Below are 20,329 nucleotides of genomic sequence, written 5' to 3'. Positions count from 1 at the left end.
AGTGGCGAGAGACCCGCGCGAGACTACGAAACCCATGGGCAAACGCCCGGGAAAGATCAGCCGCGCGAGCAGGGAAGCTGCGCCTGAGCCATTGAATATCGCGCACGGCGTCCTGCCGCCGCGCGAGGTCATCCTGCGCTTCATTGCCGAGCATCCGCAGAAAGCCTCCAAGCGCGAACTCGCAAAGGCCTTCGGGCTGAAGGGTGAAAGCCGTGTCGAGCTCAAGCATCTGCTGCAGGAATTGGAGCAGGAAGGCATGCTGCAGAAGAGCCGCAAGTCGCTGATCAGGCCAGGCGCGCTGCCGCCCGTCACCGTGCTCGACATCACCACCCGCGACAAGGACGGCGATCTGATCGGTCGGCCGGCCGAATGGCCAGAGGATCAGGGCGTGGCGCCCGCCGTCGCCATCCGCCAGCAATCTCCGGCAGGGCGCCAAGGCAAGGGCAAGTCGCCCGTTGCCGGCCTCGGCGACCGCATCCTCGCCAAGATGTTCCCCGCTGTCGACCGGGGCGGACCGGCCTATACCGCCCGCATCATCAAGGTGATCGACAAGCGGCGCGGCGCCACCATGGGCGTCTTCAAGGATGCGCCCGGGGGCGCCGGACGCCTGCTGCCGATCGACCGGCGCGGCGAGGAAATGGTGATCGATCCCGACTACAAGGGCGATGCCAAGGACGGTGATCTGGTCGAGGTAGAGATTGCGCGTCTCGGCCGTTTCGGCCTGCCTCGCGCCAAGGTTCTCTCGGTCGTCGGCTCGGTTGGCTCGGAAAAGGCGATCTCGATGATCGCCATCCATGCGCACGGCATTCCGCATGTGTTCCCGCCAGCCGTCATTGCCGAGGCGGATGACGCCAAGCCTGCCACGATGTCGCATCGGGAAGATTGGCGTGACATGCCGCTGATCACCATCGACCCCGCCGATGCCAAGGACCATGACGACGCCGTCTATGCCGAGGATGATCCATCGGAAGACAATGCGGACGGTGTTATCGTCACTGTCGCGATTGCCGATGTCTCCTGGTATGTGCGCCCGAATTCGCCGCTCGACCGGGAAGCGTTAAAGCGCGGCAACTCGGTCTATTTCCCCGATCGCGTCGTGCCGATGCTGCCGGAGCGCATCTCCAACGATCTCTGCTCGCTGAAGGAAGGCGTCGACCGCCCTGCCCTTGCCGTGCGCATGATCTTCTCGAAGGAAGGCCGCAAGATCGGCCACACCTTCCACCGCATCATGATGAAGAGTGCTGCGAAGCTCTCCTACCAGCAGGCACAGGCAGCAATCGACGGCAAACCCGACGACAAGACCGGCCCGATGCTGGAGCCCATCCTGAAACCGCTGTGGCACGCTTACGAGACGATGAAGCGTGGCCGTGAGCGGCGACAACCGCTCGATCTCGACATGCCCGAGCGCAAGATCCTGCTGAAGCCCGACGGCACCGTCGACCGGGTCTTCGTGCCGCCACGCCTCGACGCGCACAAGCTGATCGAGGAAATGATGATCCAGGCGAATGTCTCCGCTGCCGAGACGCTGGAGAAAAAGCGCCAACTGCTGATCTATCGCATCCACGATGCGCCGACACTCGCCAAGCAGGAAGTGCTGCGCGAGTTTCTCGCTACCCTCGGCATCTCGCTTGCCAAGGGCGGCAACGTGCGCGCCAACAGCTTCAACGGCATTCTCGCCAAGGCGGACGGCACCGCCCACCAGACCATGGTCAACGAAATGGTTCTGCGCTCGCAGAGCCAGGCAATCTATAGCCCCGACAATATCGGTCACTTCGGCCTGAACCTGATGAAGTATGCGCACTTCACCTCTCCGATCCGCCGCTATGCCGATCTTATCGTGCATCGTGCGCTCGTCGGCTCGCTCGGCTTCGGCGAAGGCGGCATCACACCGGAAGAGGAGGCAACGCTCGACGATATCGCGGCCGAGATCTCTACCTTCGAGCGCCGCGCCATGGCCGCCGAGCGCGAGACGGTCGATCGCTTGATCGCTCATCATCTTGCCGGTCGCATCGGCCAGGAATTCGAAGGACGCGTTTCGGGCGTCACCAAATCAGGCCTGTTTATCCTGTTGCCGGACTATGGCGCTGATGGTTTCATCCCTATATCTACGCTCGGCACCGATTACTTCATCTATGACGAGGCGCATCAGGCTCTGAGCGGTGAAAAAACCGGACTCGGCTATCGTCTTGGCGATAATGTGACCGTGCGATTGGCAGAGGCCATCCCGCTTGCCGGTGCCTTGCGTTTTGAAATGCTGAGCGAAGGACGCAAGATGCCGACGGCAGTGCGCTCCTTCCACAAGGCGGGACGGCGCGACGCAAGCCGCGCCCGCAAGAAGATCGGAACGAGGCCGCCGCGCGGGCGGCGTTGAAGCAATTCCAGCAAAAGTGCGCAGCGGTTTGCGTCCGGAATTGCGTGAAGAGAAAGAAACAGAGCCTTTCCATATTTCGAAGAAAAATGAAAAGGCTCTGTTTCCGGGAAGGGAAAGATCGATGAGCACACCGACAGACGAGGTCGTCCGCTACGGGGATACGCCCGATGCCGAGCGCCCGCTCGGACGCTCCATCATGCGCGGTATGCTGAACCGCTGTCCGGCCTGCGGCAGCGGCAAGCTGTTCCGCGCCTTCCTCAAGCCAGTCGATCACTGTGCGGCCTGCGGCGAAGCGATGCACCACCATCGCGCCGACGACCTGCCGCCCTATCTCGTCATTCTCGTACTCGGTCACGTCGTCGTCGGCGGCTTCATGCTGACGGACATGGTCTTCGTGCTGCCAGTCTGGGTGCATCTTGCCATCTGGGCACCGATTACCATCATCACGGCGCTCGTCTCGATCCAGCCTATCAAGGGCGGCGTCATAGGCTTGCAGTGGGCGTTGAAGATGCATGGCTTCGGCGGCCATGATGACGAACCTGATGATTACGACACACCCGGCCGGCAAGCTTGAACACCTTCACCTTCCAGACATATTTCGCGTGTAGTGGCAGCGGCCAGAGCGTCAGGGCCTGTAGCCGACTATCTGCAGAGGAACGATACGCTCATCATTTCTTGTACGGGGAAAGCTTACACTCAAGAAATCGCCGGCAGATGCCGGAAATATTATGAAACCCTGCCCTTCACCTGGATTTGGCATGCCTATGTCTTTCTATGTGACACCAGACGGACGATTCGTCCGCATACTTCTCTAAGGATGGATAAATGTCTCAGCCGAGGAACGGCACAGCGGGCGATGTCGAGGAAATCCATTGGCCTTCTCTGGTGGCTGCCGTCTCTTCCATCTCCGCCGTCGGTATAGCGATCGGCCTGGGACTGCCTCTCCTCAGCATCATTCTCGAAAAACGCGGCATTTCCTCCACCCTTATCGGTCTTAACACCGCAATGGCCGGTATCGCGGCGATGGCGGCGGCGCCGATCACCACCAAGCTCGCGCATAGATACGGCGTGGCGCCCACCATGCTGTGGGCGGTATTGATTTCGGCCCTGAGTGCGCTCGGCTTTTATTACGCGCAAGATTTCTGGATGTGGTTCCCGCTGCGTTTCGCCTTCCACGGCGCCACGACCACACTCTTCATCCTCTCCGAATTCTGGATCAATGCCGCCTCGCCACCTTCCAAGCGCGGATTCGTGCTCGGCATCTATGCCACGGTGCTTTCACTCGGCTTTGCCGCAGGCCCACTGATCTTCTCGCTGCTTGGCAGCGATGGCATCCTGCCCTTCCTGGTCGGCGCCGGCGCGATCCTGCTCGCGGCCATTCCCATCTTCATCGCCCGCTATGAAAGCCCTGTCCTGGACGAGAAGCCGGAACTGCATTTCATGCGCTACGTCTTCCTGGTGCCGACAGCAACTGCCGCCGTCTTCATTTTCGGTGCGGTCGAAGCCGGCGGCCTCTCGCTCTTTCCGATCTTTGCGGTGCGCGCGCATTTCACCGAATCGCAGGCGGCACTGCTGCTTACCATGATGGGTGTCGGCAACGTCATCTTCCAGATCCCGCTCGGGTTGCTTTCGGACCGCATCAAGGACAAGCGTCCACTGCTCGTGCTCATGGCGTTCACCGGTTTCATCGGCACGATGATGCTGCCGATTCTCGTCAACAACTGGCTTCTTATGGCCGGGCTTCTGGTTTTCTGGGGCGGCTGCGTTTCCGGCCTCTACACAGTCGGCCTCAGCCATCTCGGCTCGCGACTGACAGGTTCGGACCTTGCGGCGGCCAACGCGGCCTTCGTTTTCTGTTATGCCGTCGGCACCGTTGCGGGTCCCCAGGTGATCGGCGCTGCCATCGACGTTGCCGGAAACAACGGTTTTGCCTATGCAATTGCCGGTTTCTTCGGGCTTTATGCCCTGCTCGCAGGCATAAGGCTGCTTTTCATCGGAAAGCGGGCTTGACTTTTCGGGCTAGATTCGTAGTTTCGCGCCAGAATTTGCCGTGGAGCCTATCCGGCTTTCCACGGCTTTCATTTTCTTAAAGGCAGGACGACCATGGCCAAGGCTACCACTATCAAGATCAAGCTTCTGTCGACGGCCGACACCGGTTTCTTCTACGTCACGACGAAGAACAGCCGTACGATGACTGACAAGATGACGAAGACCAAGTACGACCCGATTGCAAAGAAGCACGTCGAGTTCAAGGAAACCAAGATCAAGTAATTACCTGATCACGGCTCTTTCGAAAAGCGCGCGCCTCCGGGTTGCGCGCTTTTTGTTTGCACCGGATCTGCTGACGACAATGTTAGCGCAAACAAAGAAAAACGCCGCCCTTCCATCTTCGGGAAGTGACGGCGTTTTTACGAAAAGGGGGTCGGCCAGCATGCAAAACGGCACGAGGAACCGCTTTAACTTGCGTACCAGCCGACCGACCCCACGACCCAGGAGATGCGGCGGACCTGAGCATCATGGGGTATCGACAGCTCCTCCATGGGAGCGTTTTCTGTTCTGAGCCGATAATTTGCGCAAAAATGAAAGAAAATCAACAAATTCTTAATGGTAAAATTTCAAGGCATGATTCTATGGTTAAAAGTCCAGTTTTGGTACGTGTAAAACGTCATCCAATTCTCTTTTACCCAGAGGACAATATTTGAACATGCCAAGAATTTCATAAATATATTGCAATAACACCACCACCCCTACCCTTACGTGAGGCACCGGCGTTACGTTTTCTGAAATACGATTTACGCGAACAAACCGCTCGGAAGGCTGTTATAGTCCGCTCTTCTTTCTCCATTCCCTGCTTCTAGCTTTCGGAAGCAGGCGATACGCATTATCGGAAGAAACGCGCTTTAAAGTCCTTTTTTAGGCTATGGGGTTGAAAAACAAGCGTCCTCGTTGCAGCCGTCAATATTAAATATTCGTAAGGTTCAGTCACCGCCAGTGGATAACCGAAAGCGATGCGTTACGGCACATTTTGTGGTCAGGCGGCCGAGGCCACCACCCGGTTGCGCCCGGTGTTTTTCGCTTCATAAAGCGCAAGGTCTGCCTGCTTCATCAGTTGGTCGGGCGTTATGACCGAGGCGATACGCGAGGATATACCGAACGAGGCCGTGATATTCAGTATTTCGCCTGACGACTTCAGCAGGAAGGGTGTGTTTTCGATGGCCGCGCGCAGGCGCTCGGCAACGGCCGCGGCAACTTCGGGCGAGGTGTCCGGCATGACGACGACAAATTCTTCCCCGCCGTAACGGCAGGCAAGATCAGCGCCGCGGACGGTCGAGCGCACGCGGTTTGCGAACTCCTTCAGCACCTGGTCGCCGCCGTCATGGCCATAGGTATCGTTGACCTGCTTGAAGCGATCGATATCGGTGATCAGGATCGAAAGCGGCCGACCCCGCGCCATCGAACGGTTGAAGAGCACGTTGAGATGGTTGTCGAGATAACGGCGATTGCTGAGACCGGTCAGTGGATCGGTGACGGCAAGCTCGATCGTCTGCTTGACACTGGCGCGCAGGCGGTCGTTGTAACGCTTGCGGCGGATCTGCGTCAGGCTGCGGGCGACCAGCTCGTTCGGATCGACAGGTCGGACAATATAGTCGTTGACGCCGAGATCGAGGGCCCGGATCACCATCTCGTCGGCGCCCTGCTCCGTGATGATCAGGATCGGCAAAAAACGGGTCCGCTCCAGCGACCGGAACTGCGAGCAGAGCCGCAGCGGGTCGTAATCATCGAAATTGGCGTTGACGATGACAAGTTCGAAGGCGCTCTCGGCCGCTTCGAAAAGGGCAGCCTGCGGATCGGAAACGGCGAGAACATCGGCGACGGGCTTCAGCGTCTTGATGATACGTTCCTGCGAGTTGGCGCGGCTGTCGACCAGCAATACCTGCCCAGCCTCGTCGGAGCGTCCGTCGCCAGAGCGCATCAACTCATCCATGCCCATCGTATGGGCGGTCTCGGCGCGCACGCGCAGTTCGTCACTCAGTGTCTTCAGGCGCAACAGGCTTTTGACGCGGGAGATGAGCTGCAGGTCGTTGACGGGCTTCGTCAGGAAGTCATCGGCACCGGCCTTCAGGCCGCGCACGCGGTCGGGCGACTGGTCGAGCGCGGTCACCATGACGACGGGAATATGCGCGGTCTTGGGATTGGCCTTCAGCCGCTCGCAGACTTCGAAACCGTCAATGCCGGGCATCATGATGTCGAGGAGAATGAGATCGACCTGGTTGCGGTCACAGATCGCTAGCGCCTCGTAGCCGTCGGCCGCGGTCAACACGTCGAAATATTCCGCCAGCAGCCGCGCTTCGAGCAGCTTCACATTCGCTGGAATATCATCAACCACCAGTATTCGCGCAGTCATAATCTCTTCCGACGCCTCAGGCATCGCCCAAATAAGTCTTGATCGTCTCAATGAATTTCGGAACGGAGATAGGCTTGGAGACGTAGGCCTCGCAGCCGCCCTGTCTAATCCGCTCTTCATCGCCCTTCATGGCAAAGGCCGTGACGGCGATGACCGGGATCACATGCAGTTCGTCGTCTTCCTTCAGCCACTTGGTGACTTCGAGACCGGAAACCTCCGGAAGCTGAATATCCATAAGAATAAGATCGGGACGATGTTTGCGCGCAAGATCAAGCGCTTCCATGCCGTTGCGGGTCTGGATCGTGGTATAGCCCGAGGCCTCGATGAGGTCGCGAAAGAGCTTCATGTTGAGCTCGTTATCTTCTACAATCATCACCTGTTTGGGCATGATCAGTTGTCCCTACGTCCGCTCTTGAAGCCAAATGTCCATAATAAAGACATTAGCTGACAAATGGCTCCATGAAACCGATAGTGCAAGCTACCGGTATTTGGTTGAAGAAAAGGTAACTCGACCACCGCAATGCAAAGCAATTTCAAGACTTCGAAACAACTTGGGGCGACAGCAGATCCGCAAGAAACGGCCATCGCCGTCCTTGGCTGGCTTGCGAACGACCCGGATCTCTTCGGTCGCTTCCTGGCATTGACCGGCGTAGAACCGACCCAAGTGCGCAATGCCATCAATGATCCCGACTTTCTCGCCGGTATGCTGGATTTCCTCATGAACCACGAGCCGACGGCGATCGCCTTCTGTGAGGCGACGGGCACGACACCCGAAGCGCTGACGGCGGCATGGCGCCACTTCTCGCCACCCGGCCTCGATTCCGGAGAATATTGATCGTGAACGACAGCGCCGAACTCGACATCTCGCATATCCGCCTTGGCGACAGGCCGCTCATCGTCTGCGATGTCGATGATGTCGTACTGCAATTCATCGATCCCTTTCAGCTATACCTCAAGAGCCTCGGCCACGAATTCCTGCCGCGCTCTTTTCGGCTTCACGGCAATATCGTCTCGCTTACCGACGGGCTTGCGCTCGAGGATCAGCATGTCAGTCGGCTGATCTTGGAGTTCTTCGAGGCCCAGGAAAACTGGCAGACGCCCTTCGATCCTGTCGTTTCGACACTCGAACGCCTGTCTGACGATGCCGACGTCCTGTTCCTCACCGCGATGCCGCCGCAGTTTTCCGCTCATCGCCGCCGCCTCCTGGACCGCACCGGCCTCACGTTCCCGCTGCTGGCCAGCGAACAGCCGAAAGGACCGATCGTGCAGGCTCTGCATGGCGGTCGCGACCTCCCAGTCGTCTTTATCGATGATATGGCGCGCAACCTGCATTCGGTGAAGGAGCATGTGAGTGATTGTTTGCTCATCCATCTCATGCCGGACTCGCTCGTTCATCGCCTCGCACCGGCGGCCGCTGAGGATATTAAGCGGGCACGGGACTGGGCGCACGCCGCCATGCTCGTTGACCAGCATCTTGCGGCAGACACCATCAGGCGCGCAAATCCAGCCGCATGAGCGGCCGGCCGTCCTTGCGCCGCGCAATCGTCTCGAAACCGGCAGCATCGAAAATAGCCGTCGAGCCGATGCAGAGTGTAACGGATTTCGACTGCTTCACATGGTCGATCGGACAGGCTTCCAGCAACCGCGCACCTTGGCTGCGGGCATAATCGACGGCGCGGGCAAGCAACCTGTGACTGACCCCTTTCCCGCGCAGCTTCGGCAGCAGGAAGAAGCAGCTGACCGCCCAGATCGAGGGATCGTGCGCATCGCTATCCTCCAGCGGCCGCGAGACCGTGCGCGGCGAATTGAACTGCGGCACGTCATGGCGTGGCCCCACTTGCACCCAGGCAACCGGCTCGCCTTCGACATAACAGAGAATGCCCGGCGGCGGCCCCGCCGCGATGCGGCCGTGCATATGTGCCTTGCGCTCAGCGGGCTCCATCTTGGTGCGGACAGCATGCGGAAGGCGTAGCGCCACACACCAGCAATTATAGAAGGCACCCTGCGGGCCGAACAGCGTCTCGAAGTCACCCCAGTATTCGGCGGTGACAGGCTCGAAACGAAGATCGATATCCACGGCCAAGCTCTCCTCCCTCTCTTGAGACTCGAAAGCTTAGGGCGTAATGTTGCAATGTTCAACCTTTGTTCTCACCATGACGCCAGCACCTGACAAGACACCCGGCTTCTGTCGCGACTGCCTTGCCGGGCAGAAGGGTGAGGCGCGCCGTTGCCATGCCTGCGGCAGCCCCCGCCTCGTGCGCCACAAAGAGCTCTATGACCTGACGCTCGCGCATATCGATTGCGACGCTTTTTATGCCGCCGTGGAGAAACGCGACAATCCGGAGCTCGCCGACAAGCCCGTGATCATCGGCGGCGGCAAGCGTGGCGTCGTCTCTACTGCCTGTTATATTGCCCGCATCCATGGCGTCCGCTCGGCCATGCCGATGTTCAAGGCGCTGGAGGCCTGCCCGCAGGCGATTGTCATTCGTCCCGACATGGAGAAATATGTAAAGGTGGGCAGGCAGGTTCGCGCGCTGATGCAGGAGTTGACGCCGTTGGTGCAGCCGCTCTCTATCGACGAGGCCTTCCTGGAACTCGGCGGCACCGAGCGGCTGCATCACGATCCGCCGGCCCGAACGCTGGCGAAGTTCGCCCGTCGCATCGAGAAGGAAATCGGCATCACCGTTTCGGTCGGACTTTCCTATTGTAAGTTCCTCGCCAAAGTCGCCTCCGATCTACAGAAGCCGCGCGGCTTTTCCGTCATCGGGCGCGAGGAAGCGGTCGAGTTCCTGGCGCCTCGCCCGGTGACGACCATCTGGGGTGTCGGCAAGGCTTTTGCCGCGACGCTCGAAGCAGACGGCATCCGCACGATCGGCCAGTTGCAGGGGATGGAGGAGAACGACCTGATGCGCCGTTACGGCAGCATCGGCCAGCGGCTGTCGCGCCTGTCACGCGGTATCGACGACCGCGAGGTGCATATCAACGATGCCGCAAAGAGCGTTTCGGCCGAAACCACCTTCTTCGACGATATCGCGCGTTATGACGATCTGGTGCCGATCCTGCGCAATCTCTCGGAAAAGGTCTCCTGGCGGCTGAAGAAGAACGGCATCGCCGGCCACACGGTTGTACTGAAGATGAAGACGGCCGATTTCAAATCCCGCACCCGCAACCGCCGCCTCGAAGACCCGACACAGCTTGCCGACAAGATCTTCCGCACCGGGATCGAGCTTCTGGAGAAGGAAGCCGACGGCACGAAATTCCGCCTGATCGGCATCGGCGTTACCGATCTCGGCGATGCCGGCCGCGCCGATCCGCCCGATCTGATCGACCAGCAATCCGGCCGGCGTGCGGCGGCGGAAGCTGCCATGGACAAGCTGCGCGACAAGTTCGGCAAAGGCACGGTCGAAACCGGCTACACATTCGGCGGCAAGGGCTACCGATAGCTACGCCGGCACGGTCTCCATCTCCTGAAGCGCTGCGTCCCGGTTCTTTATTGCCTGAGCATAGCCCGGATCGATCGCGATCGCGCGGTCGTAGCTCTCCATCGCCTCGTCATGGCGCCCCAGCCGCCGCAGCACATTGCCGCGATTGTTGAAGGCAATGGCATGGCCAGCATCCAGCGCGATGGCCCGGTCGTAGCTTCCAAGCGCTTCTTCGAAATTCGAAAGACGCGCAAGAATATTGCCGCGATTGCAATAGGCCGAAGCGGAGACCGGTTTCACCTCGATCGCCTTGTCGACACAGTCCTTGGCCTCGCCGAGATCGCCTTTCTGTAGCAGCAGCAGCGCCAGGTGCTGCAGAGCATCGAAATGCCCAGGCACGATCGCGATCACATCGCGGTAGCCCGCTTCCGCCGCGACGAGATCGCCGGCCCGGTGCCGTTCGGCAGCCGCGCTGAAATGGGCAGCGGGATCGCTCACCAGCCTCGGCCGCTGCGTTGCTTCTATTTTCGCCAGCAGTGAGGTTGCGGGCGCATGTGCATCGTCGGCGACAAGAATCTGCCGGCAGCAGAGTTCTGCCGACTCCGGGTTTCCACTTCTGAAAAAATGCACCGCCTGATGCATGGCGATATCCAGCGAGCGCGGGTCGAGGCGATCGCCAATATTGCGGCCGGAGAGCGTGGAGACCTGCAGCTTCTCAACGATATGGTGTTCGGAGCCAAAAAAATCCTTGTAGCCGTAATTACCCGTGCCGAGGTCATAGGTTCGGTAGCCATTCTCGATGCCCCAACGCATATTGTAACAATGGAGCATGAAGCCGGGGCTGATCGAGCGGCGGAAAGTCAGGTCGCGGCTTCCGAGGAAGCACATCATCGATTTGCGATGGGGATCCAGGAAGCTGATGAAGGTGCAGACCGGCCTGTCCTGATGCCAGAGGATCGGCATGAAGACCGAACCGTCCTCTATGCAGGCCGGCAGCATGTGACGGCTGTTGTCGAGGATGAACTTGCCGTAGCGCGGCTGACGCTCACCCCATTGGACGTTCCACATCTGGTAGAAGATTTCGAGATCGCGCTCCATTGTCTCTGGTGTCACATGAGTGATGCGCAGCTCATTTTCCGGCGCGACGAGATCGCGCAGCGCCTTTCGCGCATTGCGCCGCGTCTTGGCACCGATGCGCTCATCCAGGAAGGTTTCGAAGACCTCGCCGAGCGGGACGTAGACATAGACGTCATGGTCGATGTTTTCGCCATCAGCCGTGATATGCGGCCGGCGCGGGACCTTCCTCCTTGAGAATTCCGAGGCAGAAAAGCCCGCCAGAAACGCCTTCATTCTCGCCTCAGACATATAGACATCATCAAGATCGAGATGTTTCCAGTTGAAGCTCTGCAGGCAATCGGCGAAAACGCCGAGCACCGCCTCCGCGTCCTCAGGATGCGTCAGAAGGCCGTTATAGCCGGCATAGGGCGTGCCGCCGAGGCGCACGATATTGCCAAGGCCCTGGCCTTCCTCGAAATCGACGTGGAGCTGAATGGGAAGGAAAGCTACATAGCGGTCATCCGCCTGCCGCCGCTTGGCGGCAAGAACGAACCATAATGACCGCCGCTGCAGCCATTGCGCCATCCAGTGCCAGGAAAGGAAATAGTGCCCTTCCGGGTCGGCGGCGTATACCTCGTTCCAGTTATCCTTCAGGGCATGCAGATCATCGAACGCAGAAACAATATCGACATGCATTTCCAAGTCTCCCCCAAGACTTCCCTTGTTTTAGATTTGCATAAAATTGAATACCCCACAATCTCGTGATCGAAACGCGATGGCGTATTCAAGCCTTCGTTAAACTTCGCATGCTTAACTCGCGTGGTTTTTGTGCATGTGGTGTATTGCGTCATGTCTGTGCGTGTAGGTGTCCTTATCGGGTTGCTGTCGGCGACCGCCCTTGTCGATCCCGCTTTTGCAGCCGATGCGCGCACGCTGCAGATATTCGTTTCCAAGGACAGGCAGTCGCTGACCGTCTATGACGGCGCGGAGGTCGTGGCGACCTCCAGGATCTCGAGCGGCAAGGACGGGCATACGACGCCGAGCGGCATCTTCTCCGTCATCGAGAAGCAGAGGTACCACGAATCCAACATCTATTCGAACGCGCCGATGCCCTTCATGCAGCGGCTTACATGGTCCGGGATCGCGCTGCATGAGTCCAATTCCGTGCCGCGTTACCCGGCCTCGCATGGCTGCGTGCGCATGCCCGACGCCTTTGCGAAATCGCTCTACAAGATGACCGAGATGGGCGTACCCGTCATCATCACAGACAATGAGCTGACGCCCGAGCCGATCGACCATCCAACACTGTTCCATCCCGACCGGCCCGAGCCGTCACCGCTGCTTTCCGACGTCGAGCTTCGCCCTGCCATCGGCGATGCGAAGACGCAGGTGCAGGTCGCCATGAACGAGACGACGGCTGCCCTGCCGATGCCGATGATCCAACTGCAGGCGCCCTCTGCGGATACCACGCCGATCAGTATGCTGATTACGCGCCGGACGCTGCGTGAAAACGTTATCGACATCCAGACCCTCCTGAACAAACTCGGCTTTGCTGCCGGCGAGCCTGACGGGCTGGCCGGTCCTGCGACCGTTCAGGCCATCAATGCCTTCAAGGCGTTGCGACCAACCGAATTTGCCCGTGACAAGGGCTTGGTCACAGATACTCTCCTGAGGGAAGTTTACGCTGCGGCAGGCAAGGGCGAACCGCCGAATGGCGTCATCATGGTGCGGCAGGATTTCAAGCCGCTCTTCGAGGCGCCGATCACCATTGCCGATCCGGGACTTGCGCTTGGTACACACTTCTTCTCGCTGCATGCAGTGGATGAGGCGGCCGGTACGGCCGATTGGCTGGGCGTTACGCTGGAAAACAATCTCTCTCGCGAAACGGTGAAGCGGCTCGGTATCGCCAATCAGGAAAGCTCCATCATCAGCGGCCGTCCTATCGCGAGAGCGCTCAGCCGCATCTCGATGTCAGAAGAGACCCGTCACCGGATCGACGCACTGATTTCGCCCGGCTCGACACTCACAATCACAGATACCGGCCTCGGTTCGGAAACCGGCGAGGGCACGGAATTCATCACAATCACGCGCGAGAGCTGAGACCTACCAGAGCTTCTCACTGGCGCGTTCGTCGTAACTTCGGCGGGCGGAGATGATTTTCGCCTGGTTCGTCTCGGTCCAGACGACGAGCGCCTTGATGGTCTCATGCAGCGTACAGCCGAGTTCCGTCAGAGCGTAATCGACCCTTGGCGGCACCACTGGATAGACTGTCCGCTCGATCAGCCCGTCGCGCTCGAGCTGGCGCAAGGTCGTCGTCAGCATGCGCTGGCTGATGCCATCGATGCTCTTGCGCAATTCGGTAAAGCGCAGAGTGCGCTTTTCAAGCAATGCGATAACCAGCAGCGACCATTTGTCGGCGATGCGATCTAAAATCTGACGCACTTCGCATTCCTCCCGCGCATCCCACTGGAGGATGTCGTAATCGCGCTCGGTGCTGCAGCAGTCACTCGGTGAGTTTGAAGTGCCTTCTTCCATGGGTTCGAACCATGCCCTATGTCTCTCTTGGTTACAATAGGGAACTGAGGATCAATATGTAACCATTCTCGCTCGTCCCTGCTTCACGGACAAGGAAATCATGATGTCTACAAGTCCTCCACTTACGGCGGAGAGCGGAAGAATGAGCCGCAGTGCTGCCGGCATGCTCGTCGTTCTCTGCGGCGCGATCTTCCTCGAAGGCGTCGATGCGGCCATGCTCAATATCGCCCTACCCTCGATTCGAGCCGAACTTGGTCTTTCCACCACCACGCTGAGCGGCGTTGTTTCGGCCTATGTGCTTGCCTATGCCGGCCTGATGCTGCTCGGCGGGCGCGTCGCCGACATGTATGGCAAGCGCAAGGTCTTCCTGATGGCGCTGACCGTGTTCCTGCTCTTCTCCGGCCTCGGCGGCTTTGCGACCGAAGGCTGGATGCTGCTGACGGCACGCTTCGTGACGGGAGCAGCGGCCGCCTTCATGACGCCGGCCGGCCTTGCTCTCATCAATGGAAGCTTTCCCGAAGGACCACAGCGCAACAGGGCCGTGCTGATTTATGCCGGCACGGCATCGGCCGGATTCTCGCTAGGGCTCGTCATCGGCGGGCTATTGTCGGCCGTCGGTTGGCGATGGGTGTTCTTCGCTCCGGTCATCTTCTCTGCCATCCTGCTTCTTGTCGGCATGAAGCTGATCGTGGAGAAGAAGGAAGAAGTCGCCGCCCCGCGCCAGAAATTCGACATCGCCGGCGCGGTGACGCTGACTGGCGCCATGTTGCTTGCCGCCTATACACTGACTCGGCTGGAACACGCGACCAACGACCTGAATTGGACGATTGCGGCAGCCGGCGCAAGCGCGCTGCTCTGGCTCGCTTTCATCCTCATCGAACGCAATTCGCGTGCGCCGCTCATCCGTCTCGGGATTTTCCGGTCGTCGACGCTGGTGCAATCGAACCTCGGAGCGATGCTCTTCACCGGCGCCTTCTTCGGCTTCCAGTTCATCGTCTCACTCTATCTGCAGGAACTGTTGGGCTGGTCCTCGTTCGAAACCAGCCTTGCCCTGATCGTCATCGGCATGGACGCCATTCTAGCTCCATTGCTGACGCCTCTGCTCGTCGAGCGTTTCGGCAATGGACGCGTGGTGCTTGGCGGCTTTGCACTCGCTGTTGCGGGCTACGCGCTCTTTCTCGGCATGGGGCTCGACTGGACCTATGCGGCCATGCTGCCATCGACGATCCTTCTCGGCCTTGCCTTCTCCCTCGGCTATGGCCCACTGACGATCATCGCGACTGAAGGTATTGCCGAAAACGAACAGGGCCTGGCGAGCGGGCTCGTGAACACCTCGTTCCAGTTCGGCGCAGCACTCGGCCTCTCGGCCGTCAGTGCTGTCGGCACACTTTCTCTCGGCGATGGTGACGGTCCGTCCGAGCGGCTGGAGGCTCTGCGGACCGCTTTGCTGGTGCCGGTCGCAGCCACGCTGATCGGCATGGCCCTCATGGGCTTCGGCAGAGGCCGCTGTGCCGATGCATCCTGCCGATTGCAGGCCGGCTGAAAGCAAAGGCAACCGGCGCAGTGCCGGTCGCTTTCCCGTTCAGACGAGTTCGACGTCGACGACGCCAGGGGCAGCCCGCAAGGCCGCGGCGATCTCCGGCGTGATGCGATACTTGTCCTGCAACACCACCTCGACCTCACGCTTGCCCTCTTCCTTGATGACGATGAAGGAGACGAGGCCGTCGCCCTTGGCGTTCAGATGTGCTGCGACAGCGCGCAGCGGGCCGGAGTCGCGGACATAGACGCGCAGCGCCTTCTGCATCTGCAACGACTTTTCTTCCAGCGACTGGATGGTCTGCAGCCGCAGGCTGACACCTTCCGGCCGTTCCTCGCCGATCGCGGTGATGACGAAGGACTTTCCGGGCTCCAATATGTCACGATACTGGTTCAGCATTTCGGAGAAGAGCACGGCTTCGAACTGGCCGGAGGAATCCGAAAAGACGATGATACCCATCTTGTTGCCAGTACGCGTCTTGCGCTCCTGCTTGGAAATCACCGTACCCGCCAGTCGCCCGTTCGCAGCGCCCTGCTTCACCGCCGTCGAGAAGTCCGCGAAGGTCTGGACGCGCATCTTCTGGAGGATGTTGTTGTAGCTGTCGAGCGGGTGAGCGGTCAGGTAGAAGCCCAGCACCTGGAATTCCTTGAGCAGCCGCTCCGAGGCAAGCCAGGGCGAGAATGGCGGCAGGGCGATCTTTTCCGGACCTGAGGACAGCGCACCGCCGAAGATATCCGACTGGCCGCTCAGCTTGTTTTCCTGGGCGCGCTGTGCATAGCCGAGCACGCGGTCGAGACCAGCCGAAAGCTGGGCGCGATCCAGGTTGAAGCAATCAAAGGCGCCGGCATAGATCAGGCTTTCCAGCACGCGGCGGTTTACCTGGCGTGGATCGATGCGCAGGCAGAAATCCTCGATGCTGGCGAAGGGCTTATCGCCGCGCATTTCGACGATGTGATCGACGGCGGATTCACCGACCCCCTTGAGAGCCGCAAGTGCGTAGTAGATACGGTTGTCACCGGTCTCGAACTGACGGAAGGAGGTCTGGACGGAGGGCGCGATGACCTCGATACCAAGGCGCTTGGCATCCTGACGGAAGTCGTTGACCTTTTCGGTGTTCGACATATCGAGCGTCATCGACGCTGCCAGGAACTCGACCGGATAATGCGCCTTCATATAGGCCGTCTGATAGGAGACGATGGCGTAGGCGGCAGCATGCGACTTGTTGAAGCCATAGTTTGCGAACTTTGCCAAGAGTTCGAAGATGTTGTCGGCCTGCGGCTTCGACACGCCGTTCTTGACTGCACCGTCGACGAAGCGTTCGCGCTGCTGGTCCATTTCGGCCTTGATCTTCTTACCCATGGCGCGGCGCAGAAGATCGGCTTCGCCGAGCGAATAGCCCGACAGGACCTGGGCGATCTGCATCACCTGTTCCTGGTAAACGATAACGCCCTGCGTTTCCTTGAGAAGATGGTCGATCGTTGGGTGGATCGATTCCAGCTCTTCGTCACCGTGCTTGCGGGCATTATAGGTCGGAATATTCTCCATCGGGCCGGGACGGTAGAGCGCCACGAGCGCGATGATGTCTTCGATGCAGTCCGGCTTCATGCCGATCAGCGCCTTGCGCATGCCCGCACTTTCAACCTGGAACACGCCAACCGTCTCGCCGCGCGAGAGCATCTCATAGGTCTTCTTGTCGTCGAGCGGGATCTTGGCGAGGTCGACCTCGATGCCGCGCTTCCTGCAGAAGTCGACGGCGACCTTGAGCACCGTCAGCGTCTTCAGGCCAAGGAAGTCGAACTTCACCAGGCCCGCCTGCTCCACCCACTTCATGTTGAACTGGGTGACCGGCATGTCGGAGCGCGGATCGCGATACATCGGCACGAGCTTCGACAGCGGGCGGTCGCCGATCACGATCCCGGCGGCGTGGGTCGAGGCGTGGCGATAGAGGCCTTCGATCTTCTGGGCGATATCCAAGAGCCGCGCGACGACCGGCTCTTTGGCCGCCTCTTCCTGCAGCTTCGGCTCTTCCTCGATCGCCTTGGACAGAGGCGTCGGGTTTGCTGGGTTGTTCGGCACGAGTTTGCAGATCTTGTCGACCTGGCCATAGGGCATTTCCAGCACGCGGCCGACGTCGCGCAATGCGGCGCGCGCCTGCAGCGAACCGAAAGTGATAATCTGCGCCACCTGCTCGCGGCCGTATTTCTTCTGCACGTAACGGATCACCTCTTCACGGCGATCCTGGCAGAAGTCGATGTCGAAATCCGGCATCGAGACGCGCTCCGGATTGAGGAAGCGTTCGAAAAGCAGCGAGAAGCGCAGCGGATCCACGTCGGTAATCGTCAGTGCGTAGGCGACCAATGAGCCCGCACCCGAGCCGCGGCCCGGGCCGACCGGGATGTCATGCTGCTTGGCCCATTTGATGAAGTCCGCAACGATCAGGAAGTAGCCGGGGAACTTCATGCGCTCGATAACGCTGAGCTCGAATTCCAGCCGCTCGCGATAATCCTTCTCCTCGTAGCCGGCCGACATGCCGAGCGTGGCCAGACGCATGTCGAGCCCCTCCTCCGCCTGCCGGCGAAGTTCTAGCGACTCTGCGCGCTCGGCCTCTTCGGGATCGTCTGTCGCGCCGGTGAAGCGCGGCAGGATCGGCTTGCGGGTCTTCAGAACGAAGGAGCAGCGCCGGGCGATCTCAACGGTATTATCAAGCGCCTCAGGCAGGTCGGCGAAGAGCTTTTCCATCTCCGCGCGGCTTTTCAGATAGTGATCCGGGGAGAGACGGAAACGGCTGTCGTCGGACACGATGGCGTTATGGGCGACCGCCATCAGCGCATCGTGGGCGTCATAATCGTCGCGCGTCGGGAAGAAGGCTTCATTGGTCGCGACCAGCGGCAGGTCGTGCTTATAGGCAAGGCCGACAATTTTCTGTTCGTGCCGCTTGTCATAAGCGCCGTGCCGCTGCAGTTCGACATAGAGCCGATCCCCGAAGATGCGCTTCAGCGTCAGCAGCCGGGTCTCCGCCGCAGCGGCGTGGCCGTCCTTGAGCGGCATGTCGATCGGCCCGGTCGAGGCACCCGTCAGCGCTATCAGGCCCTCCGTGCCGATCTCATCAAGCCACGAGGCGCGGACATGAATTGTCGAGTTGCCCTCGCCACCGAGATAGGCGCGGCTGACGAGATCGACCAGCCGTTCGTAGCCTGCATCGGTGGCGGACAGAAGCACGATGGAAGGCAGCTTGACCAGCGCCTGCTGGCCTCCCCGCTTCTCGGTTTCGAGACCGTCTTCCATATCGATCGACACCTGGCAGCCGATGATCGGCTGCAGCCCGTCATCCATCGCTTTCTGGGAGAACTCCAGTGCAACGAAAAGATTGTTGGTATCAGTGATGGCAATCGCCGGCTGGCTGTCGCCCGCTGCCTTGTAGAGGATCTTTTTGAGAGGCAATGCGCCTTCGAGCAGCGAATAGGCAGAGTGAACCCTCAGATGAACGAAGCCCGGCTTGCCGCCGATCGCACCCTGTTCCGCATCCGCCATAACATGCCCTTCCAACTGCCTCATTGAAGAATGCGCATTGTCGGCATTGAAGGCGATTCTGTCCAGAAAAAGTCCCGCCGCGGGATCGCATGGCTGCCATGCGATCCCCTGAATTCTTACATTGCCATGACGATCAACGAGAAGCTGGCAATGAACATTGCGATGGAGGTGAATGCTGCGATATCACGGATCATGTCAGTCATCTGGCTCTCCTTTGCTCTTATGTTTTTACTTTGTTCCATATATGTTCTATTGTCAACAGGGTTACCCCCCACTTCCGCGGGACATGGTTAACATCGGAGCAGAGGGACTATGGACGTTTTGGAACTCAATAGCTTCATTGTCGAAGCCAAATCGCAGACATATGTCGCCGGCGCGAAGTCGCAGCCATCCTACCGGATCGGTGCCCACGACATCGGTTATAAGGGCGGCATCTGGCGCTATCTCGACAGCTATTTCGGCGGCACGGATTTTGCCGGTCAGGAAGTTGTGTGGCTGGAGGAAAAGCCGGTCTGGGCGATGAACTATTTCGGGCGGATCATCGAGCCCGGGATCATCGACGGGACTGTCGCAGGCACCATCATTAGCGCGGCGCTGTCACAGCTCTACAAGCAGGGGCGCTTCATCGGCGGCATGATCTTCGATCATTCGCTGGGGCGCTATGTCGATACGAGAAGGCGACTGCACACATTTTCGCGGTCACGAATTCATTCTCGTGGATGGCCAAAAGGCCTATGAGCTCGACTATCGCGGCGGGCTGATTATTCCCTGATAATCAGAAATCCACGACCTTGCCGTCGGAGATCGTTACGCGCCGGTCCATGCGCCGGGCAAGCTCGTGGTTGTGGGTGGCGATCAGCGCGGCAAGGCCGGACTGGCGCACCAGGGCCTCCAGAGCGTCGAAGACATAGCTGGCGGTCTCCGGGTCGAGATTGCCGGTCGGCTCGTCGGCCAAAAGCAGTCTAGGCGCATTGGCGACGGCGCGGGCAATCGCCACACGCTGCTGCTCGCCGCCGGAAAGCTCGCCCGGGCGATGCGTACCGCGGTGGCCGATGCGCATATAATCCAGAAGCATCTTTGCCCGCTCGCTCGCTTCCTTCCATGAGAGGCCGGCGATGAGCTGCGGCATCATGATGTTCTCCTGCGCCGAGAATTCCGGCAGCAGGTGATGGAACTGATAAACAAAGCCGATCTCACCGCGACGGATGGCCGTGCGCTTGTCATCGGAAAGGCCGTTACAGGGGCGACCGTTGACCGATACCTCGCCGCCGTCAGGATGCTCCAGCAGCCCTGCGATATGCAGCAGCGTCGACTTGCCGGTGCCTGACGGCGCCACCAGCGCCACCATTTCACCACTCGACAGGGTGAAATCGGCGCCCTTGAGGATAGTCAGCAGCGTTTCGCCCTGGCCATAGTGGCGCTCGACGCCCGAAAGCTTGAGAACGACATTGCGTTTCATGAATGCGGCATTC

General features: G+C 59.7%; 16 protein-coding genes and 1 pseudogene. 10 read left to right on the top strand and 7 right to left on the bottom strand.

Going from position 1 to position 20,329, the window contains the following annotated elements; genetic code table 11:
• Position 1: 1 nt before the first annotated feature.
• The 4 genes from rnr (at position 2) to rpmG (ending at position 4,642) form a co-directional block, all read left to right on the top strand.
• Positions 2-2,371, top strand: a complete 2,370-nt coding sequence (gene rnr, locus ACK9YZ_RS06105) for a ribonuclease R (protein WP_416066002.1) — start codon at positions 2-4, stop codon at positions 2,369-2,371.
• Between the two features lie 121 nt (positions 2,372-2,492).
• Positions 2,493-2,945, top strand: coding sequence for a DUF983 domain-containing protein (locus ACK9YZ_RS06100; protein WP_416066001.1), 453 nt, complete (start codon positions 2,493-2,495; stop codon positions 2,943-2,945).
• 251 nt (positions 2,946-3,196) lie between these two features.
• A complete protein-coding gene (locus ACK9YZ_RS06095) occupies positions 3,197-4,381 on the top strand; it encodes an MFS transporter (RefSeq protein ID WP_416066000.1) in 1,185 nt (394 codons plus the stop codon).
• A 93-nt stretch (positions 4,382-4,474) separates the two neighbouring features.
• A complete protein-coding gene (rpmG, locus tag ACK9YZ_RS06090; RefSeq protein WP_003587245.1) occupies positions 4,475-4,642 on the top strand; it encodes a 50S ribosomal protein L33 in 168 nt (55 codons plus the stop codon).
• Positions 4,643-5,402: 760 nt separating this feature from the next.
• On the opposite strand, the gene ACK9YZ_RS06085 is transcribed toward rpmG, so the two are convergent.
• Together ACK9YZ_RS06085 and ACK9YZ_RS06080 are read right to left on the bottom strand one after the other, a co-directional pair.
• Positions 5,403-6,776 (bottom strand): PleD family two-component system response regulator, encoded by a 1,374-nt coding sequence (locus ACK9YZ_RS06085; protein ID WP_416065999.1) that lies wholly within the window; start codon positions 6,774-6,776, stop codon positions 5,403-5,405.
• A gap of 16 nt (positions 6,777-6,792) precedes the next feature.
• Positions 6,793-7,164, bottom strand: coding sequence for a response regulator (locus tag ACK9YZ_RS06080; RefSeq protein ID WP_003547430.1), 372 nt, complete (start codon positions 7,162-7,164; stop codon positions 6,793-6,795).
• Positions 7,165-7,296: 132 nt separating this feature from the next.
• Here ACK9YZ_RS06080 and ACK9YZ_RS06075 point away from each other — a divergent pair, with 132 nt between their 5' ends.
• Positions 7,297-7,611 carry a DUF3572 domain-containing protein gene (locus ACK9YZ_RS06075; protein ID WP_216757712.1) on the top strand — a complete coding sequence of 105 codons (315 nt, stop codon included), beginning with the start codon at positions 7,297-7,299 and terminating at the stop codon, positions 7,609-7,611.
• The gene (locus tag ACK9YZ_RS06070) at positions 7,566-8,291 is read left to right on the top strand and encodes a hypothetical protein (protein ID WP_416065998.1); all 726 of its coding nucleotides are present in this window, start codon (positions 7,566-7,568) and stop codon (positions 8,289-8,291) included. Before ACK9YZ_RS06075 ends, ACK9YZ_RS06070 begins: the two co-directional genes overlap by 46 nt.
• On the opposite strand, the gene ACK9YZ_RS06065 is transcribed toward ACK9YZ_RS06070, so the two are convergent.
• A complete protein-coding gene (locus ACK9YZ_RS06065; protein WP_416065997.1) occupies positions 8,266-8,853 on the bottom strand; it encodes a GNAT family N-acetyltransferase in 588 nt (195 codons plus the stop codon). The genes ACK9YZ_RS06070 and ACK9YZ_RS06065 overlap by 26 nt on opposite strands.
• 76 nt (positions 8,854-8,929) lie before the next feature.
• Between ACK9YZ_RS06065 and ACK9YZ_RS06060 the strand changes: the two genes are divergently transcribed.
• Positions 8,930-10,219, top strand: a complete 1,290-nt coding sequence (locus tag ACK9YZ_RS06060; protein WP_416065996.1) for a DNA polymerase IV — start codon at positions 8,930-8,932, stop codon at positions 10,217-10,219.
• On the opposite strand, the gene ACK9YZ_RS06055 is transcribed toward ACK9YZ_RS06060, so the two are convergent.
• Positions 10,220-11,950 carry a GNAT family N-acetyltransferase gene (locus tag ACK9YZ_RS06055; protein ID WP_416065995.1) on the bottom strand — a complete coding sequence of 577 codons (1,731 nt, stop codon included), beginning with the start codon at positions 11,948-11,950 and terminating at the stop codon, positions 10,220-10,222.
• A 153-nt stretch (positions 11,951-12,103) separates the two neighbouring features.
• Between ACK9YZ_RS06055 and ACK9YZ_RS06050 the strand changes: the two genes are divergently transcribed.
• The gene (locus tag ACK9YZ_RS06050; protein ID WP_416065994.1) at positions 12,104-13,354 is read left to right on the top strand and encodes a L,D-transpeptidase family protein; all 1,251 of its coding nucleotides are present in this window, start codon (positions 12,104-12,106) and stop codon (positions 13,352-13,354) included.
• Positions 13,355-13,357: 3 nt separating this feature from the next.
• Here ACK9YZ_RS06050 and ACK9YZ_RS06045 read toward each other — a convergent pair whose 3' ends face one another.
• Entirely contained in the window at positions 13,358-13,789 is a 432-nt protein-coding gene (locus ACK9YZ_RS06045; protein WP_416065993.1) for a winged helix-turn-helix transcriptional regulator, read from the bottom strand.
• 142 nt (positions 13,790-13,931) lie between these two features.
• On the opposite strand from ACK9YZ_RS06045, the gene ACK9YZ_RS06040 reads away from it, so the two are divergent.
• Complete coding sequence (locus ACK9YZ_RS06040; protein WP_416065992.1) at positions 13,932-15,332, top strand: MFS transporter; 1,401 nt, start codon at positions 13,932-13,934, stop codon at positions 15,330-15,332.
• Between the two features lie 39 nt (positions 15,333-15,371).
• Here the strand turns inward: ACK9YZ_RS06040 and dnaE are convergent, their stop codons facing one another.
• Positions 15,372-18,857 carry a DNA polymerase III subunit alpha gene (gene dnaE, locus ACK9YZ_RS06035; RefSeq protein ID WP_416065991.1) on the bottom strand — a complete coding sequence of 1,162 codons (3,486 nt, stop codon included), beginning with the start codon at positions 18,855-18,857 and terminating at the stop codon, positions 15,372-15,374.
• A gap of 312 nt (positions 18,858-19,169) precedes the next feature.
• On the opposite strand from dnaE, the pseudogene ACK9YZ_RS06030 reads away from it, so the two are divergent.
• Positions 19,170-19,629, top strand: a pseudogene (locus ACK9YZ_RS06030) (DUF5680 domain-containing protein).
• A gap of 3 nt (positions 19,630-19,632) precedes the next feature.
• On the opposite strand, the gene ACK9YZ_RS06025 reads toward ACK9YZ_RS06030, so the two are convergent.
• On the bottom strand, positions 19,633-20,316 hold the full coding sequence (locus tag ACK9YZ_RS06025) for an ABC transporter ATP-binding protein (protein ID WP_216757702.1): 684 nt from the start codon (positions 20,314-20,316) through the stop codon (positions 19,633-19,635).
• Between the last annotated feature and the right edge of the window lie 13 nt (positions 20,317-20,329).

It is taken from the genome of Rhizobium sp. ZK1 (assembly GCF_047782645.1).
Taxonomy (GTDB): domain Bacteria; phylum Pseudomonadota; class Alphaproteobacteria; order Rhizobiales; family Rhizobiaceae; genus Rhizobium.
Note: the sequence above shows the minus strand (reverse complement) of the source record. Positions and strands in the feature narration are given on the sequence as shown.